17 protein-coding genes are annotated in these 23844 nt (G+C 72.8%); 7 read left to right on the forward strand and 10 right to left on the reverse strand.

The genetic code is table 11. The annotated features are described in order from the left end of the window. Window positions 1-148 precede the first annotated feature (148 nt). From AC0ZLC_RS01370 to AC0ZLC_RS01380, 3 genes are all read right to left on the reverse strand, one after another. Complete coding sequence (locus AC0ZLC_RS01370; RefSeq protein ID WP_358853824.1) at window positions 149-1387, reverse strand: SAV2148 family HEPN domain-containing protein; 1239 nt, start codon at window positions 1385-1387, stop codon at window positions 149-151. 102 nt (window positions 1388-1489) lie between these two features. Further along, on the reverse strand, window positions 1490-2806 hold the full coding sequence (locus tag AC0ZLC_RS01375) for a copper amine oxidase (RefSeq protein WP_476749969.1): 1317 nt from the start codon (window positions 2804-2806) through the stop codon (window positions 1490-1492). A 138-nt stretch (window positions 2807-2944) separates the two neighbouring features. Beyond that, window positions 2945-3766 (reverse strand): Tat pathway signal sequence domain protein, encoded by an 822-nt coding sequence (locus AC0ZLC_RS01380; protein ID WP_476749970.1) that lies wholly within the window; start codon window positions 3764-3766, stop codon window positions 2945-2947. Between the two features lie 180 nt (window positions 3767-3946). On the opposite strand from AC0ZLC_RS01380, the gene glgX reads away from it, so the two are divergent. The 3 genes from glgX (at window position 3947) to AC0ZLC_RS01395 (ending at window position 10300) form a co-directional block, all read left to right on the forward strand. Beyond that, window positions 3947-6055 carry a glycogen debranching protein GlgX gene (gene glgX / locus AC0ZLC_RS01385; RefSeq protein WP_476749971.1) on the forward strand — a complete coding sequence of 703 codons (2109 nt, stop codon included), beginning with the start codon at window positions 3947-3949 and terminating at the stop codon, window positions 6053-6055. A 269-nt stretch (window positions 6056-6324) separates the two neighbouring features. Next, complete coding sequence (treY, locus tag AC0ZLC_RS01390; RefSeq protein WP_476749972.1) at window positions 6325-8685, forward strand: malto-oligosyltrehalose synthase; 2361 nt, start codon at window positions 6325-6327, stop codon at window positions 8683-8685. Window positions 8686-9049: 364 nt separating this feature from the next. Further along, entirely contained in the window at window positions 9050-10300 is a 1251-nt protein-coding gene (locus tag AC0ZLC_RS01395; protein ID WP_476749973.1) for a M14 family zinc carboxypeptidase, read from the forward strand. Between the two features lie 139 nt (window positions 10301-10439). On the opposite strand, the gene AC0ZLC_RS01400 is transcribed toward AC0ZLC_RS01395, so the two are convergent. Beyond that, the gene (locus AC0ZLC_RS01400; protein ID WP_476749974.1) at window positions 10440-10991 is read right to left on the reverse strand and encodes an FHA domain-containing protein; all 552 of its coding nucleotides are present in this window, start codon (window positions 10989-10991) and stop codon (window positions 10440-10442) included. 170 nt (window positions 10992-11161) lie between these two features. Here AC0ZLC_RS01400 and treZ point away from each other — a divergent pair, with 170 nt between their 5' ends. Continuing rightward, window positions 11162-12919: a malto-oligosyltrehalose trehalohydrolase gene (treZ, locus tag AC0ZLC_RS01405; protein WP_476749975.1), complete on the forward strand. Its 1758-nt coding sequence runs from the start codon at window positions 11162-11164 to the stop codon at window positions 12917-12919. Window positions 12920-12970: 51 nt separating this feature from the next. Here the strand turns inward: treZ and AC0ZLC_RS01410 are convergent, their stop codons facing one another. The 4 genes from AC0ZLC_RS01410 to cyc2 all read right to left on the reverse strand — a co-directional run bounded on the left by AC0ZLC_RS01410 (window position 12971) and on the right by cyc2 (window position 18484). Continuing rightward, window positions 12971-13915 carry an aminoglycoside phosphotransferase family protein gene (locus AC0ZLC_RS01410; RefSeq protein WP_476749976.1) on the reverse strand — a complete coding sequence of 315 codons (945 nt, stop codon included), beginning with the start codon at window positions 13913-13915 and terminating at the stop codon, window positions 12971-12973. Between the two features lie 47 nt (window positions 13916-13962). Next, window positions 13963-15084: a M24 family metallopeptidase gene (locus AC0ZLC_RS01415; protein WP_476749977.1), complete on the reverse strand. Its 1122-nt coding sequence runs from the start codon at window positions 15082-15084 to the stop codon at window positions 13963-13965. Between the two features lie 203 nt (window positions 15085-15287). Then, window positions 15288-16115: a PDZ domain-containing protein gene (locus tag AC0ZLC_RS01420; RefSeq protein ID WP_476749978.1), complete on the reverse strand. Its 828-nt coding sequence runs from the start codon at window positions 16113-16115 to the stop codon at window positions 15288-15290. A 188-nt stretch (window positions 16116-16303) separates the two neighbouring features. Next, window positions 16304-18484 (reverse strand): germacradienol/geosmin synthase Cyc2, encoded by a 2181-nt coding sequence (gene cyc2, locus AC0ZLC_RS01425; protein ID WP_476749979.1) that lies wholly within the window; start codon window positions 18482-18484, stop codon window positions 16304-16306. Window positions 18485-18721: 237 nt separating this feature from the next. On the opposite strand from cyc2, the gene AC0ZLC_RS01430 reads away from it, so the two are divergent. Then, window positions 18722-19567, forward strand: coding sequence for an alpha/beta fold hydrolase (locus AC0ZLC_RS01430; RefSeq protein WP_476749980.1), 846 nt, complete (start codon window positions 18722-18724; stop codon window positions 19565-19567). Then, window positions 19564-20826, forward strand: coding sequence for a cytochrome P450 (locus tag AC0ZLC_RS01435; RefSeq protein WP_476749981.1), 1263 nt, complete (start codon window positions 19564-19566; stop codon window positions 20824-20826). Before AC0ZLC_RS01430 ends, AC0ZLC_RS01435 begins: the two co-directional genes overlap by 4 nt. A gap of 49 nt (window positions 20827-20875) precedes the next feature. Here the strand turns inward: AC0ZLC_RS01435 and AC0ZLC_RS01440 are convergent, their stop codons facing one another. Beyond that, on the reverse strand, window positions 20876-22018 hold the full coding sequence (locus AC0ZLC_RS01440) for a damage-control phosphatase ARMT1 family protein (protein WP_476749982.1): 1143 nt from the start codon (window positions 22016-22018) through the stop codon (window positions 20876-20878). Between the two features lie 389 nt (window positions 22019-22407). On the opposite strand from AC0ZLC_RS01440, the gene AC0ZLC_RS01445 reads away from it, so the two are divergent. After that, the gene (locus AC0ZLC_RS01445; RefSeq protein ID WP_476749983.1) at window positions 22408-23358 is read left to right on the forward strand and encodes a lytic polysaccharide monooxygenase auxiliary activity family 9 protein; all 951 of its coding nucleotides are present in this window, start codon (window positions 22408-22410) and stop codon (window positions 23356-23358) included. Between the two features lie 229 nt (window positions 23359-23587). On the opposite strand, the gene AC0ZLC_RS01450 is transcribed toward AC0ZLC_RS01445, so the two are convergent. After that, the gene (locus tag AC0ZLC_RS01450; protein ID WP_476749984.1) at window positions 23588-23734 is read right to left on the reverse strand and encodes a hypothetical protein; all 147 of its coding nucleotides are present in this window, start codon (window positions 23732-23734) and stop codon (window positions 23588-23590) included. Between the last annotated feature and the right edge of the window lie 110 nt (window positions 23735-23844).

Raw genomic sequence — 23844 nt, forward strand, 5'->3', positions numbered from 1 at the left:
TTTCCCCCAGTGGTCCCCACGATCGCACGGGCCACTGACAACGCGAGGACCGCATTCCGCTTGCCCGGGACGCCGGGGCGCGAACCACCGGATCGGGCCGCGGCACCGAAGCCTCACGGCACCTTCCCCCCACCGGACCGCGCCGCCTTCAGGACACCGGCCGGGAGTCCGCCCAGGCGACCTCGAACTCCTCACGGTACGTGGGGAAAAGACCCTCTTCGGTGGTGTCGCCCGGTTTGAGCACGCGTCCTCCGCCGCGCAGCACCAGGACCGGGGCCTCCATGCCGCGCGTCCGGCGCAGATAGGACTGCACCACGGCGACACCGTCGGAGCCGTCGCCGTCCACGAGGTACGCCGTGAAGCGCGGGGTCTCGTCGAAGACCTGGATCTCGAAGGCGCCCGGATCGCGCAGCCGGGCGCGGACCCGGCGCATGTGCAGGATGTTCGTCTCCACGGCTCGGCTCAGCTCGCCGCGCTTGATGCCGAGTTCGCGCTCCCGGCGCTTCACCGCGCTGGAGGCGGGGTTCAGGAACAGCAGCCGCACCCGGCAGCCCGTCTCGGCGAGCCGCACGAGGCGCCGCCCGGAGAAGTTCTGCACCAGCAGGTTCAGGCCGATGCCGATGGCATCGAGGCGGCGGGCGCCGCCGAAGAGGTCCTCGGCGGGGAACTGCCGCAGCAGCCTGACCCGGTCCGAGTGCACGCCGACCACGTCGGCGTACCGGTCGCCGACCAGGTTCTCCACCGCGTCGACGGGCAGCCGGCGCGCGGACGGTACGTCGCCGCCGGCGCCGAGGATCTCCAGGAGCCGGGCCGAGGCGCGCTCGGCCTGGGCCAGCACGGCCTCCGACAGCGCGCGGTTGCGCGAGACGACGTTCCGGGTGACTTCCAGCTCGTCCAGGGCGAGTTCGACGTCCCGGCGCTCGTCGAAGTAGGGCTCGAAGCAGGGCCAGTGCTGCACCATCAGTTCGCGCAGCTGCGGCAGTGTCAGGAAGCTGAGGACGTTGTCGTCGGCCGGGTCGAGCAAGTACCCCTTGCGGCGGCTCACTTCGCGTACGGCGACGGCGCGCTGCACCCATTCCTGGCCCGCCGGCCCGGCCGCCGCGACCACCCAGTCGTCACCGTGGACGGGTTCGTAGATGGGGCGCAGCACGGCGGCCACGACCGCGCGGAGCCGCTGTTCGACCAGATTCAGCCAGATGTAGGCCCGGCCGGCCCGCTGGGCGCGCGTACGCACCTCGCGCCAGGCGTCGGCGCCCCAGTCCAGTTCCGGGCCGATGGAGCCCATCTCCATCGGCCGTGCCAGGGACACCGCGCCGGGCGGGACCTCTGTGGAGTTCCCCTCGTGACTCTCGTCACCAGGAGGCAGCTCCAGCCCTCCCGAGCCCACCCGTGCACCGCCTTCCGCTCCCCCGAGCTCTCCCCTACTCAACGATCAAGGAAGGGTACTCCGGGAGCGGTCGGCGGTGCAGCCCGATGGACAGGTCGCTTCTCAACTGCCCTCTCGGGGACGCCCGTTCTGGTCGGCGAGGTCCGCGGGAGTGAGCGGATTCATAGCCGTGACGTCGCGCGGGGCGATGGAGAAGCCCTGCCAGTGGACCGGCATGGGCTGCTGGTCCTCGTCCCGGGCGACGTGGTGGAAGCCCACGTTCATCCACACGACCGGGTGGGTGAGCGTCTGTCCGTTGACCCACTTGTCGACGGACTTGCCGCCTCCGGTACCGCAGTTGCGCAGGTTGTCACTGGCGAACTGCTCGCACTTCTTGTACTCGGTGAAGTAGATGTCGCTCTTGGTGTACGGACGGCCCAGGTACTTGGTGGTGGCACCGGGGACGATCTCGTACGAACGCGCGTGGTTGTCCTTGTTCTTGCCGGAGTTGCTGACGACTCGCCACCAGCGCATGTTCTTGGCGTTGCCCGCGAGTTCCTTGGTGACCTTGGTGCGGGTCGTCCTGTTGGTCGGCCCCTCGTTGCCCCGCGCCGGCGGGGTGACGACGGAGTCGTACTGCTCGATTTTGCTCTTGGGGGAGCCGTCCAGGCCGAAGTTGAGCCGCCAGAACACGTTGTGGCTGTGGCTGGTGGCGTACGAGGTGGCGTTCTTGCCGAGCGGCCAGCCGCGGCCGTCACCGGCGTCGTAGTCACCGGGAGAGAGGCTGCCGGTGGCGCCCACGTTCATGTGGAGGGTGCCGTCGTCCTGGAAGCGCCACTCGGTGATGTACTCGTACCAGCCGACCTGGTTGACGGTGTAGACGAGCAGGTCCTTGCCCTGGGTCTGCCAGACCTTGTTCGCGGTGTCGCCCTGCATGCGGTAGGCGTGTCCCCGTGAACGGGTGGTGGTGCACAGGCCGTTGACGCTGGCGTGCTCCGGGTCCCAGGCCTCCGGGACCTTGACGGTCTTGATGGTGCCGCCGGGGCACTCGCCGGGCGCCATGTTCACCAGGCCCTGGCCGAAGCCCGCGCCGGTGAGGTCGCTGTACTCGGCCCGGCCGTCGTCGTAGGGCACGTGGATCTGGGCGAGCTTGGCGCTGGTGAGGACCTTGATCGGCTGGGCCTCGCCCTTGGGCTGGTAGGAGATGTTCTCCAGGACGAGCCCGGCCTCGCTCTCGTAGTGCCAGCACATCCGCCAGGTGGTGCCGGTGGCGAGCTGCTGCTCGATCCTGTACGCCGCGCTGCAGTCGGCGGCCGTCGGTGCGGCCTTGGGCTGGGCGACGGCCGGCCCCCCGGCCGTCGTCAGGCCCACGGCGAGCGCGGCAGCCGTGAGGCCCACCGCCGCCCGGCTGCGGGCACGGCTGATTCTGTTGACGCGCATGAAGAAGTGACTCCCTTGCAAAGAGCACGAAAGACGAGCACGGAAGACGGGCCGGGCCGCACAGGCCGGCCCGCGGCCGGACGGCGGTCGGCCGTCGGCCGGTGCGAGCTGCTCGGCGGCCGTCGGCCGCCCCGCGGCTCAGCCGAGCTTGCCGACCTTGCGGGCGCTCAGATCGATGACCAGGTCACGGCTGTCGATCCAGGGCCCGTTCCGGACCTTCGGGAAGAGCCGTACGCACCGGTGGTCACCGCAGTCGGCCAGTACGGCGGGCTGGGCCCCCGGAGTCGCCCGGTAGACCATGCTGTTGAGCAGCAGCTGACCGGGCGAGGTGAGTTCCTTGCCGGTGGCGTCCTTGTAGTCGGCCTTCAGCCCCGCCCCGAGCGGGTCGGCGATCAGCAGCTCGGCGGCCTCGGTCATCTCGTCGCGGCTGATGGGCGGCTGGACACCGTGCTGCGTGCCCGTCTGCTCCACCTTGCCGGTGTCGAGGTTGACGGTCCTGGTGACGAGTGTGTCATTTTTGTAGTCGTAGAACGTCACCTCGGCGCGGCGGGGCGCGCTTGGGTCGTCCAGTTCGTCCACCTCGGGTTCGGCGAGGTTGACGCCGATGCGCTGCGGGCCGCGCTCGCCCTCGACGTTCTCACCGGAGGAGAGCAGCTGCCGGTTCAGCGCGAGCTGTTCCACCCGCTTCATCTCGTCCCCGGTGAGCGGGTCGCGCCCCTTGCCCTTGTCGCCCTCCGCCGGCGCCTGCTCGACGACGCCGGGCTGTGCCGCTCCTTGCGCCGCCCCCTGCGCCGTCGCGCCGGTCTGCTGGGAGGACCGGCCCGTCCCCTTGCCGGCGTCCGAGTCGTCGGCCCCCGCCGAGCCCGGCAGGGTCACCGCGACCATCGCCGCCGTCCCGGCCACCGCGATGGCCGCACCGGCCACCATCTTGCCGAGATGGCGGTGCACTATTTTGCGCACATTCTCCCCCTGCTCCTCCTGTGTCGCCAGGAGTCCTTCGAGCCCCACTGGCTGGGCATCACGCGTATGCCCTGGTCATTGGGTAAGAGGGAGGTAAGTCCTAGGAGGTTCCATCACTTTCGGGGAGACTCGGCCCGGAGTCGCCCCCCGGGGCACAGCACTACTGGGAGAGTCGTATCCATGCAGGTCTGGCCTGGAGAGGCGTATCCACTCGGCGCGACGTACGACGGCGCCGGCACCAATTTCGCGGTCTTCTCGGAGGCCGCCGACCGGATCGAACTGTGTCTGCTGCACGACGACGGCTCGGAGACAGCAGTGGAGCTGCGAGAGACCGACGCGTTCGTACGGCACGCGTATCTGCCCGGCGTCATGCCGGGACAGCGCTACGGATTCCGCGTGCACGGTCCGTACGCACCGGGGCGCGGTCTGCGCTGCAACTCCGCGAAGCTGCTGCTCGACCCGTACGCGAAGGCGATCAGCGGGGAGATCAAATGGGGCGAGGAGGTGTACGGCTATCACTTCGGGGCGCCCGACAAGAGAAACGATCTCGACTCGGCGCCGCACACGATGGCGTCCGTCGTGGTCAATCCCTACTTCGACTGGGGGGACGACCGGCGCCCCCGCACGGAGTACCACCACACGGTGCTCTACGAGGCCCACGTGAAGGGCCTCACGATGAAACACCCGGCGCTGCCCGACGAACTGCGCGGCACCTACGCGGCGCTGGCCCACCCGGCCATCATCGAACACCTGACCGGACTGGGGGTCACGGCCCTCGAGCTGATGCCCGTCCACCAGTTCGTGAACGACCACCGCCTCGTCGAGATGGGCCTCAACAACTACTGGGGCTACAACACCATCGGCTTCTTCGCCCCGCACAACGCGTACGCGTCCTGGGGCGACCGCGGGCAGCAGGTCCTGGAGTTCAAGTCGGCCGTCCGGGCGCTGCACGAGGCGGGGATCGAGGTCATCCTCGACGTGGTCTACAACCACACCGCCGAGGGCAACCACCTGGGTCCCACGCTGTCCTTCAAGGGGCTCGACAACCCGTCGTACTACCGGCTCACCGATGATCCGCGCTACTACATGGACACCACCGGGACCGGCAACTCCCTGCTCATGCGCTCCCCGCACGTCCTGCAACTCATCATGGACTCGCTGCGCTACTGGGTGACCGACATGCACGTCGACGGTTTCCGCTTCGACCTGGCGGCGACACTGGCCCGGCAGTTCCACGAGGTGGACCGGCTGTCGTCGTTCTTCGACCTGGTGCAGCAGGACCCGGTGGTCTCCCAGGTGAAGCTGATCGCCGAACCGTGGGACGTCGGCGAGGGCGGCTACCAGGTGGGCAACTTCCCGCCGCTGTGGACGGAGTGGAACGGCAAGTACCGGGACACGGTGCGGGACATGTGGCGGGGCGAGCCGCGCACTCTCGCGGAGTTCGCCTCCCGGCTGACGGGCTCCTCCGACCTCTACCAGGACGACGGCCGCCGTCCCCTGGCCTCGATCAACTTCGTGACCTGTCACGACGGCTTCACCCTGCACGACCTCGTCTCGTACAACGAGAAGCACAACGACGCCAACGGGGAGGAGAACCGCGACGGCGAGAGCCACAACCGGTCCTGGAACTGCGGGGCCGAGGGCGAGACCGACGACCCGGAGGTTTTGGAGCTGCGGGCCCGCCAGATGCGCAACTTCCTGGCGACCCTGATGCTCTCGCAGGGTGTTCCCATGCTCAGCCACGGGGACGAGTTCGCGCGCACCCAGAGCGGCAACAACAACGGCTACTGCCAGGACAGCGAGCTGTCCTGGGTGCCCTGGCCGGAGGACGGCAGCCCGCTGCTGGACTTCACGCGCGCGATGGTGTGGCTGCGCCGGGACCATCCGGTCTTCCGGCGCCGCCGCTTCTTCCACGGTCGGCCGGTGGAGGGCACGCACGACGACCTGTCGGACATCGCCTGGTTCACCCCGGAGGGCAAGGAGATGACCCAGCAGGACTGGGACTCGGCGCACGCGCGGGCGCTGACCGTGTTCCTCAACGGTCACGCGATCTCCGAACCGGGCCCCCGGGGGGAGCGGATCTCCGACGACTCCTTCCTGCTGATGTTCAACGCCTCGCCGAAGACGCTGGAGTTCGCGATCCCGGTCGATCACGGACGGCAATGGGAGGTGATCGTCGACACGGCACGCGCCGACGGGGTGCCCCCGGGCACCGGCCAGAAGGTCCAGGCCGGCGACCGGCTGACCCTGGTGGACCGGAGCATGACGGTGTTGCAGCGGCCCGCCTAGCGCGGAGCCGGTGACGGAGGGGCACGCACGCGTGGCGGGGCGTTCCGCGAGGACGCCCGCCATGTGCCGTGCCCTTCCGTCACAGCGGGGCGGCCGCTTCCGGCGACGGCCGCGGCGCGCGCCGCGGCGGCGGGCGGACGCGGCGGCGGGCGGACGACTCCACAGACGCGGTCGCCGCGCACCTCGGCCGCTCGAAACCGGCCACCCGCGCGCGTACGTCCGCGTGAGTCCATGACACGAAGGGCGGCCTGGCGGGTACGTAGGTCTGCATGACATCTGAGCGCCCTGACCCGGTGACGGTACCCACGGCCACCTACCGGCTGCAGTTGCAGCCGGAGTTCCCCTTCGCGGCCGCGGCGGCGGCCGTGCCGTACGTGGCCTCGCTCGGCGTCTCCCATCTGCACCTCTCCCCCGTCCTTGAGGCCGTCCCGGGCTCGCTGCACGGCTACGACGTCGTGGACCACGCGCGCGTACGGGCCGAACTCGGCGGCGAGGAGGGCCTGCGCTCCCTGTCCCGTACCGCGCGGGAGCACGGCCTGGGGCTGGTGGTCGACATCGTGCCGAACCACATGGCGATGGCCCCGCGCCACAACCGCCCCCTGTGGGAGGTGCTCCGCGAGGGCCCCGACTCGCCCTACGCGCGCTGGTTCGACATCGACTGGCGGGCCCAGGACGGCCGGCTGCTGCTCCCGGTGCTCGGAGCACCGCTCGGCGACGAGATCGGGCGGCTGAAGACCGACGGTGACGTGCTGCGCTACTACGACCACGTGTTCCCGCTGCGCGAAGGCACCGCGGACCTGCCGCTGCCACAGCTGCTCGACGCGCAGTGGTACCGCCCCGCGTGGTGGCGGCTCGCCCGGACCGAACTCAACTACCGGCGCTTCTTCAGCATCTCGGAGCTCATCGGGGTGCGCGTGGAGGATCCGGAGGTGTTCACGGCGACCCACGGGAAGATCCTGGCGCTGCTCCACGAGGGCGTGATCGACGGCCTGCGCGTCGACCACCCCGACGGCCTCGCCGACCCCGACACCTACCTGCGCCGCCTGCACGAGGCGACCGGCGGCCGCTGGACGGTGGTCGAGAAGATCCTGGCCGACGGCGAACCGCTGCCGGCGCCCTGGCCGGTGGCCGGCACCACCGGATACGACGCCCTGCGCCACGTGGACGGCCTCTTCGCGGACCCGGCGGGCGCGGCGGACCTCCTCGGCCGGTTCCGCCGGTTCGCGGCCCCCGAGGACGATCGGGGCGGCCGCTGGGAGGCCACCGTGCGGCGCGCCGCCCACGAGGTCGTCACCCACGAACTGGCCACCGAGGTCGAGCGCCTCACCCGCGCGGCGAGCCGGCTGTGCGCGGCCTCCTCCGAGCCCGGGCTGCGCGACCGCGCGCCCTGGGCGCTGCGCACCGCGCTGCGCGAGCTCCTCGTCCGTCTCGAGGTCTACCGGCCCTACGCCTCCGGGGACGCCGCCTCCGTCGTCACCGAGGAGGCCGCGGCCGAGGCGCGCCGGGCGTTCACGGTGCCCGAGGAGGCGCAGGCCGTGGACGTCGTACGGGACCTGGTGCTCGGGCGGGCCGGTGACGGGCCGGGGCACGCGGAGTTCCGCGCCAGGTTCGCGCAGACCTCGTCCGCGCTGCGCGCCAAGTCCATGGAGGACACCGCGTTCTACCGCCATGTGCCGCTCCTGTCGGCGAACGAGGTCGGCGGGAACCCGGGGAAGCCGTCGGTGCCCCCGGAGGAGTTCCACGCCTACTGCGCGCGCGTGCAGCGCGACTGGCCCGCCACGGGGACCGTGCTGTCGACGCACGACACGAAACGCAGCGCCGACGTGCGCGCGGCCGTCGCCGTGCTCACCGAGTGCCCCGGGCGCTGGGACGACGTCCTGGCCGAGGTGACCCGCCTCGGCCCGGGCGCCGGGCCCGACCCCCTGGTGGCGTGGGCCGCCTGGCAGACGGTGTTCGGGCTCGGCCCGGCGGACGAGGAGCGGGTGCAGGGGGCACTGCTGAAGCACGTCAGGGAGGCGGGGCTGCACACCACGTGGACCGAGCAGGACCCCGCGTACGAGGAGGCGGTGGCCGCGTTCGTCACGGAGGGCCCGTGCGGGGCTCCCGGACGGCTCGTGCACGACTTCCGGGCCACCGTCGAGCCGCACGTCCGGGCGAACGCCCTGGGGGCGGCCCTGGTCCACCTGACGATGCCGGGCGTGCCGGACGTCTACCAGGGCACGGAGGGTGAGTACCGGGCCCTGGTCGACCCTGACAACCGCCGTCCGTTCGCGCCGCAGGAGCACCCCTCGGCCGAGGCGGCGCTCACCACGGCCGCCCTGCGGCTGCGGCGTCGGCGCCCCGAGGTGTTCGGCGGGGCGGCGACGTACGCGCCCCTCGCCGCGGCGGGCCCGGCGGCGGCGCACTGCCTCGCCTTCGTACGTTCCGGAGAGGTGCTCGCCGCGGTCACGCGGCTGTCGCTGCGGCTGGCGGAGGCGGGCGGCTGGCAGGACACCCGGCTGGAGCTTCCGCCGGGGCGGTGGGCCGATGTGCTGGCTCCGGGACGGGAGTTCGCGGGGCACGCGCGCGTGCGGGAGCTGTTCGCGGAACTGCCGGTGGCGCTGCTCGAGCGGGTGTCAGAGGTCACCTGAGGCGGCCCGGAGGTTCGGGCAGATCCGCGGAAGCGGGGCGCAGGTCCGGCGCCCGGCGCGGCGCGCGCGTGGCCCGGCGTCGCCGTCCACGCCCCTGTCCGGGGCGGCTCGGAGCGGGGCGGCCGGCGGACGGGGCGCCGGGATACCGGTGGTGAGGGCGAGGCGGGATGGACGGCTCGTCGGCCGCCCGCGGGCGCGTTTGGAGGGGGCGGCACGCGGGCGTACGGCGCCGGTGGCGGCCCGTGTCGCTCCGGCCGCCGGTGAGTGCCCCCGGGCGCCCCGCGGAGCCGCCCGGGCGTTTGCTTGACACTTCACCCAGTCCGTGGAGTACTGCGAAGGCGACGCCGGACGGGACACGTCGGGGGTGAGTCCACTGCCGGAGCTGCGCTACCTCAGTGTGTCCGAGATCTTCTCGTCGGCCCGGGCGCTGGCGGACCGCGGGCCGGGACTGTGCACGCTCAGGCAGGTCGGTGTCTCGCGCGCGGGCCGGGCGCTGCACCTGCTGTCCGTGGGTCTCGCCTCCCGGGCGGTGCTCGTGGTCGCGGGAGCCCACGCGAACGAGCAGACCGGTGGTTCCACGCTGCTGTCCCTGGCCGAACGGGTTCTGCTGGAGCGGGAGTTGCGGGCCGACACCTCGTGGCACTTCCTGCTCTGCGCGGACCCGGACGGCGCGAGTCTGCATGTGGCGCCGGCGCCACGCACCCTGCTCGACTACCACCTCGGTTTCTTCCGTCCCGCCGGGCCCGAGCAGCCCGAGTGGTCCCCGTCGGTGCTGCCGCCCGACCGGCTGCCGCCCGAGACGCGGACCCTCCTCGGGGTCATCGACGAACTGCGGCCCTACCTCCAGGTGACCCTGCACGGGACCGATCTGGGCGGCAGCTGGGTGCAGCTGACCAAGGACGTCCCGGGTCTCGCGGAACCGTTCGCCAAGTCCGCCGCCGAGCTGCACATCCCGGTCGAGACCGGCCCCTCGGACGCGGCCGGCTGGCCGGCGTCGGGGCCGGGTGTCCACGTGATGCCGGCCCCCGGCTCGTACACGGCGTATCCGAGCATGCCCGACGACCCACGGCACAGCACCTGGTACCACGCCCACCGGTACGGCGGTCTGACTGCGGTGGTCGAGGTGCCGATGTGGGCGAGCGACCTCGTGGACGATCCCGCGCCCCATCCCGCCCCGGCGGCGGCCCTGCGGCACCTGGCACGCAGGCTGGAGCGGGACGCGTCCGAGGTGCAGCGGATCCTCGCGGAGGCGCTGCCGCGGCTGCCGGGTCCCGAAGGACCGCTGCTGCGGGCCGCCAAGTGGGCACTGGAGCTGGTGCCGGGGCTGGCCGGCGACTGGGCGGACGACCCGTTGGCGGACACCACCGTGGCGTACGTCGGCAGTGTCGACGCGTTCGGCCGGCGCCTGCCCCTGCGGGCGGCGGCGATGCTGCTGCGGGTCCTGCGGGAGTCCGACGACCGGGCGGCCCCTCGCCTCGAACGGCTCGTCACCACCTGGAGCGAGGCCTTCGCCGCCCGCTTCCGCGCCCGCTGGGTGCCGCTGGAGCACCAGGTCGAGCACCAGTCCCGCACGGTCGTCGCGGCGGCCCGCCACGCCCGCCGACGGACGGGGTGAGCAAGGCCGGCTCGCGCACCCCGTACCGCCCGCCCGTCACTGCGGGAACACGCGGAACCCAAGGGGACACCGGGAGCCGCAGATGGCACTGAGCGGGGTCATGTCTCCCCGCTCGGCACGCAGTTGGTCGTGGTCTGTATCAATCCGACGCGAGCCGGAACGCCATCCGTCCGAAGGCGACCTGATCGCCGTCCCGCACCACGGCGGCGCCGATCACGCGCCGCCCGTTCACCGTCGTGCCGTTGGTCGAGCCGAGGTCGCGCAGTACCCACAGCCCGCCCTGGCGGCTCAGTTCGGCGTGCACGCGGGAGACCGTCTCGTGGTTGAGCCGGAGGCCGCTGGCCGGGTCCCGGCCGATGCGCAGCGGGTAACCGCTTCTGGCCTGCGGCAGCTGGAGCTTCGGAAGCCGCTCGGCCTGCCAGGCCCTGCGCAGCCGCACGGAGAAGCCGGAGACCGCCTCGACGGTGCCGAACACCAGGCGCGACCAGCGGCTCTCCGTCGACAGGTCGGCGGTGAGCACGGCGAGTTCCTCGGACCGCCGGGCGGCGAGCGCCAATTCCATGCGCCGGATGAACGTGTCGTGCGAGAGACGCCCGAGGGCGACGCCGTCACGGAGCACCTTCAGCGCCCTGTCGCGCTCGGCGTCCGAGGGCCGCGCGGGGTACGTGTGGAACTCGAAGGACGACGTCACGGAGGTGATTGTCGGACAGCATGCGCGGAGTGTCCAGAAAACGGGGAAGGACCACAGCGTCCGACGGAGTCGTCCGGCGCGGCAAAAGGGTCGATTCAAAAGTGAATTGATCTCGCGTGACGCACCATGGACGGGCGACGTCACACCGAGCAGACGAGGGAGAACCGCCCGTGCAGTTCGAGGTGTGGGCACCACAGGCCGACCGGGTCACGCTCCGGTGCGGCGACTCCACGCACGCGTTGGGGCGCGATCCGGACCGGGCCGGATGGTGGACAGGAGAGGCCGACGCGCAGGACGGGACGCGGTACGGGTTCGCCGTGGACGACGGGCCCGTGCTGCCCGACCCGCGCTCGCGGCGCCAGCCGGACGGCCCCGACGGGCTGAGCGCGGTCGTCGACCAGGGGCGGTACACGTGGCGCCAGGCGTGGCCGGGACACGGCCTGCCGGGCGCGGTGCTGTACGAGCTGCACGTGGGGACGTACACGCGCGAGGGCACGCTGGACGCGGCCGCCGAACGGCTGGGGCACCTGGCCGAACTGGGCGTCACGCACGTCGAGCTGATGCCGCTGTGCCCGTTCCCCGGCCGGCACGGCTGGGGGTACGAGGGGGTCTCGCTGTGGGCCGTGCACGAGCCGTACGGCGGGCCCGAGGCACTGAAACGGTTCGTCGACCGGGCCCACGAGCTGGGTCTCGGCGTCGTCCTCGACGTGGTGCACAACCACCTGGGCCCGTCCGGCAACCACCTCCCGGCGTTCGGGCCGTACTTCACGGACACCCATCAGACGCCCTGGGGCTCCGCCGTCAACCTGGACGCGCCGGGCTCGGACGACGTACGCGCGTTCCTCGTGGGCAGCGCGCTGGCCTGGCTGCGGGACTATCGCCTCGACGGGCTGCGTCTGGACGCGGTGCACGCGCTGGCCGACACGCGGGCGCTGCACTTCCTCGAGGAGCTGTCGGCGGCCGTCGACGAACTGGCCGCCGATCTCGGCCGGCCGCTGTTCCTGATCGCGGAGTCGGACCTGAACGATCCGCGGCTCGTCCGCCCCCGCAGGGAGGGCGGTCTCGGGCTGCACGCCCAGTGGAACGACGACTTCCACCACGCCCTGCACACGACTCTGACCGGTGAGGGCCAGGGCTACTACGCGGACTTCGCGCGGGCCCCGCTCGCGGCACTCGCCAAGACGCTCACGGCGGGCTTCTTCCACGACGGTACGTACTCGAGCTTCCGGGGCCGCCGGCACGGCCGTCCGCTGGACCGCACGCGCGTGTCGGCGCACCGCCTGCTGGGCTACTCCCAGACCCACGACCAGATCGGCAACCGCGCCGTCGGAGACCGGCTCTCCGCCTCCCTCTCCCCCGGCCTGCTGGCCTGTGCCGCCACGCTGACGCTCACCGGCCCGATGACGCCGATGCTGTTCATGGGTGAGGAGTGGGCGGCCGGCACGCCCTGGCAGTTCTTCACCGACCACACGGATCCCGAGCTGGCGGACGCCGTACGCCGCGGCAGGCGCCGTGAGTTCGCGGCGCACGGCTGGGCGGAGGAGGACGTGCCGGACCCGCAGGACCCGGCGACCCGGGAGCGCTCCTGCCTCGACTGGTCCGAGCCGGCGCCGGGGCCGGCCAACGCGGTGCACACGCGCGTACTGGCCTGGTACCGCGACCTGATCGCCCTGCGCCACCGCCACGCCGACCTCTCCGACCCCGGCCTCGCGGCGGTCAAGGTCGCCTACGACGAGGAGGCCCGCTGGCTCGCCCTCGGGCGCGGCGACGTGCGGGTGGCCGTGAACCTGGGCAAGGAGCCGACGGTGATTCCGCTGGGTCTGAGGCGCGCACGGGTACTGGCCGCCTGGGAGCCGGTCGCGACCCCGGGCAGCGACGGGCTGCTGAGCCTGCCGGGCGAGTCGTGCGTGGTGCTGACACAGGCGTGACGAGGGGCGTGCCTCGTCCGGGCCGGGACGGCCTCCGCCGCCCCGGCCCGCTCAGGGCGCCTCGTCCGCCCCGCCGCCCAGGTCGGTGACGCGTTCCAGGAGGATCGGCTCCCAGGCGCGGCGAAGCCGGGTGCGCAGGAGCGGCAGGCTTCCCTCTCCGGGGCCCCGGAGCCGCCCGGCGAGGCGCACCAGGGCGTCGCAGCGGGCCAGCCACAGGCCGCGCAGACAGGGACGCGCCCCGTACCCGCCGAGTGTCGCGGCGCGCACGGCCGCGGGAGCGCCGACGGCGACGGCGAGCCCCGCGATGTCCTCGGCGGGGTCGCCGACGACCGCGCCCGTCCAGTCGAGGACACCGCGCACCCGCCCGTCGCCGCTGACCACGAGATGCTCGCCCCGGAGCCCGTGGTGGACGAGGACCGCGGGGCCGGACTGCGCCGCGAGCTGGGCCGCGGCGGGCGCGGGGAACCGGGCGAGCCGGGCCGGGTCGAACTCGTCGGCGGCGGCGAGGTGTCGGGCGGCTTCCCCGGCCGCGGCGCGCAGTGTCTCCAGGGAGCGCGGCGCCTCACGCGGAACGCCGAGTGTCTCGGCCTGCGGTACGGGGACTTCACGCAGGCCCGTCAGCAGCCCCGCTAGATCCGCCTCGCCGACCGCCGAGACGGCCTGCTCCTCGGCACTGCCGCCGGGCAGCCTGGCGTCGAGCGTGAAGGTCAGGCCGTCGTCGGTCCATTCGCCGTGCGCGACGCTCACCGGCACCGGGACCGGGATGTGCGGCCGTACGAGGTCGCGCAGCCGCAGCTCGCGGCGCTGCCGGGCGGCGGCCTCGCGGTCGGGGGCGAGCCGCAGCACCTGGCGGGTGCCGACCCACCAGGTGCGGTGTCCGCCGTCGTCGGCGACGGGCCGGACGTCCGGCCACGCGTCGGCCGCGCCGCCGTCGGCGAGCAGTGAGCGGACCAGTCGGCGGACGGTGTCCGCGGTCGGTGTCGATGCCTGGGTCATGGTCGCGCCATCGCCGTTCGGGACGTGGTGGGGGCTGCCGGTGCCGGTCAGCCGACGATCATCAGGTCGCGGTCGGTGGTGTTGAGGCGGCGTCCGCCGTCCCCGGTGACGGTCACGATGTCCTCGATGCGTACCCCGAACCGGCCGGGCAGGTAGATGCCGGGCTCCACGGAGAAGCACATCCCCGGGACGAGGGGCTGCTCCTCGCCCTCGATCATGTAGGGCGGTTCGTGGGTGGTGACGCCGATGCCGTGGCCGGTGCGGTGGATGAAGCGGTCCCCGTATCCGGCGTCGGTGATGACCGCGCGGGCCGCCCGGTCGACGTCCTGGCAGGCGGCTCCCGGCCGGACCGCCCGGACGCCGGCCTCCTGGGCCGCGCGCACGATGTCGTGCACCCTGCGCTCCTCCTCACCGGGCTCGCCGACGTGCACGGTGCGGGAGGTGTCCGAGCCGTAGCCGTGCTTGAGTCCGCCGAAGTCGAGGACGACCATGTCGCCGTGCTCGATGACCCGGTCACCGGCCTCGTGGTGCGGGTTGGCGCCGTTCGGGCCCGAGCCTACGACGGTGAAGTCGACCTGGGAGTGGCCGTGCCGGCGGAGCAGCCTCGCGAGGTCGGCGGCGACGTCCGTCTCCCTGCGCCCGGCGAAGGGGACCTTGACGATCTCCTCGTAGGTGGCGTCCGCGGCCGCGCCTGCGGCGGCCAGCCGTTCGAGCTCCGCGGCGTCCTTGACGGCGCGCAGCATAGGCAGGGACTCGGTCAGGGAGGTGTAGCGCGAGTCCGGCAGCCGTTTCTGGAGGCCGAGCAGATGCAGGGCCCACGCGTTGTCGCTGACGCCGAAGCGGCCCGCGCGGTCGAGGAGCGAGGTGGCCGCCTCGTACGGGTCGGTGCCGTCGGTCCAGTCGCGGAGCGTCAGCGCGCTCGCCGCCGCCGCGGCTGCCGCGTCGGGGGCCTCCAGGGTGGGCACGACCAGGACGGGGTCCTGGTCCGGCCTGAGCACCAGCAGGGTGAGCCGTTCGGTCTCGACGGGCCGGTACCCGGTCAGCCAGACCAGGTCGGGGCCGGGTGCGACCAGGACCGCGTCGAGTCCGGCGTCCGCGGCGGCCTGCGCCGCGCGCCGCATCCGCGCCGCGTAGTCGTCGGCGGTGAAGGGTGCGGGTGTGCCGGTCATCCATGCCTCCGTCCGGAGTTCCCCAGGGGCCTACGGGCAGCATCCTGCCCTTCCGGTGCGGCCGACGCGAGCGGGTCGCGTCCGCGGATCGGGGGTGGCGGGTCCGGCAGGCGCAGGGGTCGCGCGCCCGTACGTCCGCTCGGCGTCCGTGGAGACGCGCCCGGGGGTGGGCGTCCGTGGAGGCGTGCCCGGGGGTGGCTGACTCAGGTGACGACGCCCGGGGTCGCGGACAGTCGCTGGTGGGCGCCGTTCGCGCGTCGCACCGTCACGGTGACCGGGGAGCCGGGGCGAGCGGCCGCCACCGCCCGCGCGAGACCGTCGGCCGAGCGGACACGCGCCGTGCCGAAGGCCACGAGGACGTCACCGCGCACCAGACCCGCGGTGTAGCCGGGGCCGGGCACGTGGACGCCGACGACGAGCGCCCCGCCCCTCGGCGCGTCCACCGCCTCGACGCCGAGGGTGGCGCTCACGGGCTTCTGAGCCGGAGCGGCCGCCCCGGGCCCCGAAGCCGACGTGGACGAGGCCGACTTGGACAAAGCGGATGTGGACCCGACGGACGGGTGGTGACCGGAGGCTTTGCCGGGCCTGGCGGGTCCGTCCGGTTCGCCGGGCCGGACGGACTCGCCCGACTGCCCTGGGGAGCCCTGCCCCGGGGAGTGGGACTCCCCCGGCGTCCCCGGGCGCGCCGACGGGCCCGGCGCTCCCGGCGCGCCGCCGCCGGTCTGCTTCCGCAGGTCCGCGAGCTTGCTCATGCCGATCACCGTGGCGCCCACGGTGCCGAGGCCGACGCCCGACAGCACCAGGGCCGCTGCGACGAACAGACCGAAGAGCAGGGTCACGAGCCGCCTGCCGCGCCGCCGTGCGGCGTGCGGACGCCGGGAAGCACCCTCCGGGGTGCGGACGACACCGCCCGGTGCGCGGACCGCGCCCGGTCCACCGGCACCACCCGGCTCGCGGTGACCGCCCGACGGGCGGGGGTCGCCGGGCTCCCGGCCCGGCATCGGCTTGGGACGCAGTGCGGTCTGTTCCATGGTTCGCCTCCGGGAGGTGCTCTACCCGGCGAGCGGGCGCGCGACGATCCACGAACGAGTGAGACTGCCCGTCGTGTTCGAGAAGTCCGTCCGGCTGGGTCACCGCAGCCGCCGGGCACGCCGTCCGGGCCGCCCCGGAACCCGGCCGGGGCGACCCGGTACGCCGGCCGAGGCGGCCCGGACGGGCCTCACGCGGAGACGGGCACCGTGGTCCCCGACCACGCGAACGGCAGGGCCGGCGCCTTGTCGGGGACGAAGCCGTGGGCGCGCCTGGCCAGGTCGGCGGCCCCGTAGCGGCGGCAGTCCTGGTGCCACTTCAGGATGCCGGCTAACCAGTTCTGCAGTTCCCCGACATAGCCCCGCATGATGCCGCGGGCCTCCTCCGAGAGCTTGAAGTCCTCGTACAGGATGGGCAGTTCGTGTGCGGCGACGTGCTGGAACTGCTTCATGCGCTGGGTCATCAGGTCGTGGACGACGCCGAGGGCGGTCGGATAGTCGCAGCCGAAGAAGTTCTGCACGACGAGGATGCCGTTGTGCACCTCGCCCTCGTACTCGATCTCCTTCTGGTACGAGAAGACGTCGTTCAGGAGCATCGCGTAGTCCATCGCCGCGTTCTCCAGTGAGCGCACCGGACCGCTGCGGTACACCTCGGGGGGAACCTCCTTGCCGTGTCCCAGCCGGCACAGGCTCATGGTCAGCTCGGAGCCGAAGGTGGCGCGGCGCATCTCCAGGTAGTCGACCGGGTCCGGGATGCGGTTCTGGATCTGGTTGGCCAGTTCCCACACCCAGCTCTCCGTCATCACGTCGACGGCGGCCTTGAACGTGCGGCGGGCCTGCGGTGTCATCCCCGCCGTCGTGCGCGTCCACAGGTCGACGAGACCGCGCTCCATGCCGTTGGCGGGGGCCGGGGGCTCCTCGCCGTCGACGGGCATGCAGGCCGACAGGCGCGCGGTGCACACCTTGGCCGTCGCCAGATCGCGCCGGTGCCCGAAGACGAGCGGGTAGTAGTCGTCGCCGTAGGTGCCCCAGGCGAGCCACTGGGAGGCCAGGTCAAGGCCTTCAGGGGTGGCGTCCGGATGGATTCCGGCCGCGCACAGCGGCAGGTCGTAGGCGGCGAGTTTGTCCTCGTCCCAGACACCCTCCTCCAGGATGCCCACGGCGTGCGCCCAGCCGGTGATGCGATGCCGCGCGCCGTCCAGGTGGGGGCTGAGCGTCAGCGGGAACGGCATGTGGAAGTCGGGCAGCCGGGACGGGCCGACCTTCTGGAAGGGCACGTGGGTGAACGAACGCAGCCGCTGCGCGCCGGCGGCGGAGAGCAGGGCGCCGATGTCGGCCGCCGAGGTGCCGACCCCGGAGGCGCGGAAGGGCTCTTTGGAGAGGGCCCCCTCGTTCATGTACCGGCTGGACCGCAGGTGCCATTCGTGGCCGCCCGACTGCCAGTCCTGGAGCCCCTGCGTGTACGCCGCGACGGCCGCGACCTCGTCCGGGGCGAGCCCCTGCTCCAGGGCGAGGGCGGGCACCTCGGTGAACGCCGTGTGCTCGAACTGGTGCAGCCGCGAGGTGAGGACGTCGTTGACGATCTCGGCGGCCTCCTGCGTCGTACAGCCGAAGAAGGTCTCCAGGACGAGGACGCCGTTGCTCAGTTCGCCCTCCTCCTCGACCTCACGCTGGTAGGAGAAGAGGTCGTTGCGCAGGTGCACCCCGTCGGAGAACGTCTCCATCAGCACCCGCAGCGGCCGCGACTCGGCGACACGTGCGGGCACTTCGGCGGTCGCGTACTCGACGAGCCCCGCCGACCAGGGGGCGCCGCCCACCTTGCGGCGCATCTCGATGTACTCGACGGGGTTGGCGACCCGCCCTTCGTTGATGTTCGACAGCTCCCAGAGCGACTCGTTCAGCAGGTGCTCGGTGGAGACGGCGAAGCGCCTGCGCCAGTCCAGGGACATCGAAGGGACCGTGCGCGCCCACAGGTCGGCGAGTCCCGCCTCGACCGGGTTCCCCGGCTCCGGTACCGGGGTGGCCAGGTCGAGCGGCATGAACAGCGGCAGCCGGTCCAGGTAGGCCTTGCCGCCCTCGCGGTCCTGGCTGCGTTTGAAGGTTTCGAGGAAGTGGTCGTCGAAGAAGAACACCCACACGTACCAGTCGGTGATCAGCGAGAGCGCGGATCCGTCGCAGTCGGGGTGGGTGTAGGCGCACAGCAGTCCGTAGTCGTGCGCGTCGAGGTCCGACTGTTCCCAGATGCCGGAGCCCTCCAGCATGCCCATGCCGCGCGCCCACTCCGTGGTGTGGGTGCGGGCCTCGTCGACGTGCGGGTTGAGCCGCGCGGAATACGGCATGTAGAAGTGCGGGAGTACGAAGGGCTGCGTCATGGCCGGGCCCTACCCAGGGCCTTCCCGGGGCATCCGCGAGCCCGGACATGATCACACCATCGCGTGAATCGCTGCCATAAGCGCCCCCGGCGGGAGCCCCAGGTGTCTGCCCCGCTCGCGGGCCGGTCTCCCGGGTGACCGGTGCGGCTCCTGTCCGTCGGGGGCACGCGCCGTGGCTCCTCGTGCGCCCGCGTACGCGCCCTTGTCCGGCGGCGGTGTGCCGGTCACCGTAGGCGCATGACCTCCTTCGTGCTGCCCCATGAACTGCACGGCGACGGCACCCACAAGGTGTTCGCGGTGCACGGCTGGTTCGCCGACCGGTCGGCGTACGCGCATGTGCTGCCGGACCTCGACCGCACGGCGTTCCAGTACGCGCTGGTGGATCTGCGCGGCTACGGGGCGGCCCGGGACGCGGAGGGCGCGTACACGACCGCCGAGGCGGCCGCGGATCTGCTCGCTCTCGCCGACCGGCTCGGCTGGGAGCGGTTCTCGGTCATCGGGCACTCGATGGGCGGCGGCGTCGCGCAGCGGCTGCTGGCCCTCGCCCCGCGGCGGCTGCGGCGGATCGTCGGGGTCTCGCCGGTGCCGGCCTCCGGGCTGCCGTTGCCCCGCGACCAGTGGGAGCTGTTCGCGGAGGCGGCGCACCGGCCGGAGAACAGACGTGCCATCCTCGACTTCACCACCGGAAGCCGTCGTCCGGCCGCCTGGCTCGACCGGATGGTGGCGCGCTCCCTGGCGCGGAGCGATCCCAAGGCGTTCCGCGCCTGGCTGGACTCCTGGGCCGGCGAGGACTTCCACGCCGAGGTCGAGGGCGCGACGGTGCCGGCGCTGGCGGTGACGGGAGCGCTCGATCCCGCCCTGTCGGCCGGGCTGATGGCGGAGACCTGGATGCGCTGGTACCCGCACGCCTGCCATCACGAGTTCCCGGCGGCCGGCCACTACGCGATGGACGAGACGCCCCTGGACCTGATCGCGGTGGTCGAGGCGTTCCTGCGAGAGGACGACGCGGACGCCGACGGCGCGGAGACCCGGCCTGCCGCGCGGGGCGAGTCCCCTCGCGCGGCAGCGGGTGAGTCCGTGTGAGCGTGCGTGAGGCGCCGCCCGTCCCGGACGTCTTCGACCCGCGGCGGTACGGTGACGGTGTCCCGTACGCCGCGTACCGCGTCCTGCGCGACCACCACCCCGTCGCCTGGCAGGACGAGCCCGAGGTGCTGGGCTGGCCGGCCGGTCCGGGGTTCTGGGCGGTGACACGGCACGCGGACGTGGTCCGGGTGCTGAAGGATTCGGCGGCCTACTCCTCGCACCTGGGGGCGACCCAGATCCGCGACCCGGATCCGGCCGACCTGCCGTTCGTCCGCCGCATGATGCTCAATCAGGATCCGCCGGACCACGGCAGGCTGCGGCGGCTCGTCAGCCGTGCGTTCACGCCGCGCCGTATCGAGCGCTTCGAGGCGTCGGCACGCGAGCGGGCCCGCACGCTCCTCGCACGCGGACTCGACGGGGCCCGCGCGGGCGACGGCACCTGCGACCTCGTCGCGGACGTCACCGACGACTACGCCCTGCTGAACCTGGCCGACCTGCTGGGCGTACCGGGGAGCGACCGCGGCCTGTTGCTGCACTGGACGCGGCGGGTCATCGGCTACCAGGACCCGGAGGAGGCGGGCGAGCCGCTGCGCGACGGCGCGGGGCGGCCGGTCGACCCGCGCTCCCCCGCCGCTCTGCGGGACATGTTCGCGTACGCCCGGGACCTGGCCGCCCACAAGAGGTGCCGTCCCGCCGACGACCTCGTGTCCACCCTCGCCACCGACCCCGAACTCACCGGGCCGGAACTGGAGATGTTCTTCTTCCTGCTCACGATCGCGGGCAACGACACCGTACGCAGCGCCGCGCCCGGCGGTCTGCTGGCACTCGCCGGACACCCGGAGGTGTACGCCGGTCTGCGCACCGGCCGATTCGAAATCGCCCCGGCAGTGGAGGAGTTGCTGCGGTGGCATCCGCCGGTGCTGACCTTCCGGCGTACCGCGGTCACCGACACCACGCTCGCCGGGCGGCGCATCCGGGCGGGCGACAAGGTGGTCGTCTTCCACGCCTCGGCCAACCACGACGAGCGGGTCTTCACCGACCCGCGGCGTCTCGACCCGGCCAGGACCCCGAACCCGCACGTCTCCTTCGGGGACGGTCCGCACGTATGCCTCGGCGCGCACTTCGCACGGCTGCAACTGCGGGTTCTGTACGGGGAGATGCTGCGGGCGGTGCCCGCGCCGCGGGTCGCCGGGCCCCCTGTCCGTCTCGTCTCCAACTTCATCAACGGCATCAAGTCGCTGCGGCTGCAAGTGGCATGAGGCGCCGGGCCGGTCCCGGACGAATCGCCTTCATCGCCTGATCCCTGGATCAGGGCCTGGCCTGGATCAGCGCATGGGTGCCGCTCGTCCGCCAGCTCCGCCCCTCGGCGGCGACGAGCGAGGACTCCGTCTGCGGTGCGAGACCGACGACGACGTCGGACTTGAGGGTGCGCAGGGCGGCGACGGGGCCGGGGAAGTAGGCGGTGGCTCGGGCGAAGGGCGTGGTGGGCGGCCAGTTGCGGTCCCCGACCAGACGGCGGTAGTTGAGGTCGCCCTTCAGGAGGGTCACGTCGGCTTGGGCGAGGTCGTCGGGCATGTCGGCGTAGGGCAGCGGTGCGCAGGAGAAGGGGTGGGTGCGGACCGTGAGGCTGCCGTCGGTCAGCGCGACCCGGAGCCGGCGACCCGACTCGGCGGCGGCACCCGCCGCTCCGGTCAGCCGGCGTACGGCGTCGAGCAGGTCGGCGGTCGTGGCGTCGGAGACGTAGTAGGGGTACGGCTTCAGGTGCAGCACGACCCGGTCCGCGCGGCCGTGCAGCAGCAGGTGGTCGATGAGCAGCAGGTCGGGGATCAGTTCCCGGCCCGCGTTGTCCGCGACCACGCACACGGTGCCGCCACTGAGCAGCGACCAGAGCAATTCGCTGCCGTCGGCGACGAGTTGACTTTCACCGGACGGACTCCCGGCGGCGGAGAGCTGGAAGCCGAGGTCGGCACGGTTGCCCCACAGTGAGCCGTGCAGGAGGGCGGTCGCCCGGTCCTGGGCCGGCCGTGCGGCGAGTTCGTCGAGCGCGGCCAGTTCCGCGTCGGCCTCCGGGGTGCCGAGTTCGGCGAGCTTGAAGGGGCGGAAGGGGTCGACACCGCGCCAGGGGCCCGGGGCGAAGTACCCGACCGCTTCGAGGAGTCGGCGGTAGAAGTAGCTCTCCGCCCAGAGGAACGGCACCTCGAACCAGGAGCGGCCGGCGTACGACCGCAGGCCCCAGGCGTCCCACTGCGCTCCGTCCGCGGCGTCCTGCCCGAGCGGTTCCAGCACCCCTTCGGTGACGCTCGTCAGCAGCGCGTCGAGGGCCCGGCGCTGGTCGGGGCCGTAGGGGAGGGCGTCCCGTACTTTTTCGATGAGGGTCGGATGCCGCTCGGCCAGCACGCTGTGCGGGAAGGACTCCGGGTCACTGCTGACGATCACGGGGGCGTCGGGCATGCGGTGCGTTCCTCCGGTGCGGGGCGGGGCCTCGCAGGCACAGTAGCGTCCCCGGCCCGGCCCACCGGGGCCCATCCGGCCCACCCCGCGTCGGCGGCCGGGCGGGGGCTCGCGGACTGCCCGCGTTCGGGCGGAGCCCGCGGACCGCCCGCGTCGGCGGCCGGAGCCCGGGCATTGCTGTGCGGCCGCGGGCGGGACACGCCGGGCGCCGGATCACCGGGGGCCCTGTGTATGCGCCCGCGCCGCCGCGCCGCCGCCCCCTCCGGCCGGGCGCCTGCTTGCCCGCCGGCCCGGGACCGGCCGGCGCACACCCGCTGAACACGCGGCCCGGATTTCCCGTACTGCACGGAGAACGGCCCCCTTCGCGACAGCCCGAGGAGCCCCACCGGATGACCGCACACCGCACCGCCGCCGCGGCCGCCGTCGCCGTGGCGGCCCCGCTCCTGCTGACACCCTGGGCCGCGGGACCGGCGCAGGCCCACGGGGCGCCCACCGATCCGGTCAGCCGGGTCGTGGCGTGCTCGCCCGAGGGCGGCAGCCGGGCCGGGTCCGCGGCCTGCCGGGCGGCGATCGCGTCGAACGGCGCCCCGTTCACCGCCTGGGACAACCTGCGGGTGGCGGGCGTGAACGGCAGGGACCGCCAGGTGATCCCCGACGGGCGGCTGTGCAGTGGCGGTCTGCCCGCCTACAAGGGGCTCGACCTGGCCCGCGCCGACTGGCCCGCCACCCGCCTCTCGCCCGGCGCTCCGCTGACCCTCGCCTACAGCTCGACGATCCCGCACACGGGCACGTTCAGGCTCTACCTGACGAAGCCGGGGTACGACCCGGCGAAACCGCTGACGTGGTCCGACCTGCCGACGCGGCCGTTCGCCACGGCCACCGACCCGTCCCTGGTCAAGGGCGCCTACCGCATCGCGGCGAAGCTGCCCGCCGACCGGTCGGGCCGCCATGTGCTGTTCACCGTCTGGCAGAACTCCAGCACGGCGGACACGTACTACTCGTGCTCGGACGTGGTGTTCGCGCGGGCCGGGGGCGGTGGTACGGCGGGTTCGGCCGCGGAGGCGCCGGGCTCGGACGGCGCCGGCGCCTCCGCGAAGCCGAGCCGGCCCGCGTCCTCGAAGACGCCCGAGCCCTCGGAACCGGCGTCGACGTCCGCGGCGGCTCCGGCCGGGACCACGACGCCCGCCGAGGACGTCGCGGCCGACCGGTCCGAGCCCGTGGCGGACAGCAGTTCCCGCGGACCGGCGGCTCTGCCGTTGCTCGCGGGTGGCGCCGGGGCGCTCCTGCTCACGACGGGTGTCGCGCTCGCCCTGCGCCGCCGCCGGGGCCGGGTCGGCTGATCGCGAAGACCACCGGGCCGCCCGCCCGGCCGGAGTTCAGCGGCCGGGACGGGTGCTGGACGGCTGGAGGATGAGACCTATCGGTTCTTTCTCCAAGCCATTACCAGAGGAACTATGACGCAGGCAACAGCTATGCAAAAAAGAACAATTCCCAGCGTTCCGCCTGGAGTCACTCCGCGAGCCAAATACATCTTCTTCCTTTCTCTGAACCCCTCGGACGCGATCCGTTTCAGCGCGAATTTTTCGAACGGAAAGCCAGCCAGACCACCAGACAGAATACGTCAATGATGACGGCCACCAAAATAACTGGATACGCGGCATCCAGGCCGCCCTTGGCCGCCAGAATAGCGCCCAAGACGTACAGCACCACGGACATGAAAACCACGATGTACGCATTACGCCGGATAGCCTTGCGGGATCCGTAGGTTCTATCAAATGCACGCGCCATTACGTCCCTCTCAACTTTTCGCCGCACGCTTCACGCGG

The sequence above is a fragment of the Streptomyces sp. GLSS-08 genome (assembly GCF_056387915.1).

Excerpts from the sequence above, each read along its gene's own strand:
- AC0ZLC_RS01420 (WP_476749978.1), bottom strand. The coding sequence starts at position 16,115 with ATGGAACAGACCGCACTGCGTCCCAAGCCGATGCCGGGCCGGGAGCCC.
- AC0ZLC_RS01440 (WP_476749982.1), bottom strand. The coding sequence starts at position 22,018 with ATGCCCGACGCCCCCGTGATCGTCAGCAGTGACCCGGAGTCCTTCCCG.
- AC0ZLC_RS01415 (WP_476749977.1), bottom strand. The coding sequence starts at position 15,084 with ATGACCGGCACACCCGCACCCTTCACCGCCGACGACTACGCGGCGCGG.
- treY (WP_476749972.1), top strand. The coding sequence starts at position 6,325 with ATGACATCTGAGCGCCCTGACCCGGTGACGGTACCCACGGCCACCTAC.
- AC0ZLC_RS01450 (WP_476749984.1), bottom strand. The coding sequence starts at position 23,734 with ATGTCCGTGGTGCTGTACGTCTTGGGCGCTATTCTGGCGGCCAAGGGC.
- AC0ZLC_RS01410 (WP_476749976.1), bottom strand. The coding sequence starts at position 13,915 with ATGACCCAGGCATCGACACCGACCGCGGACACCGTCCGCCGACTGGTC.
- AC0ZLC_RS01430 (WP_476749980.1), top strand. The coding sequence starts at position 18,722 with ATGACCTCCTTCGTGCTGCCCCATGAACTGCACGGCGACGGCACCCAC.
- glgX (WP_476749971.1), top strand. The coding sequence starts at position 3,947 with ATGCAGGTCTGGCCTGGAGAGGCGTATCCACTCGGCGCGACGTACGAC.
- cyc2 (WP_476749979.1), bottom strand. The coding sequence starts at position 18,484 with ATGACGCAGCCCTTCGTACTCCCGCACTTCTACATGCCGTATTCCGCG.
- AC0ZLC_RS01445 (WP_476749983.1), top strand. The coding sequence starts at position 22,408 with ATGACCGCACACCGCACCGCCGCCGCGGCCGCCGTCGCCGTGGCGGCC.
- AC0ZLC_RS01375 (WP_476749969.1), bottom strand. The coding sequence starts at position 2,806 with ATGCGCGTCAACAGAATCAGCCGTGCCCGCAGCCGGGCGGCGGTGGGC.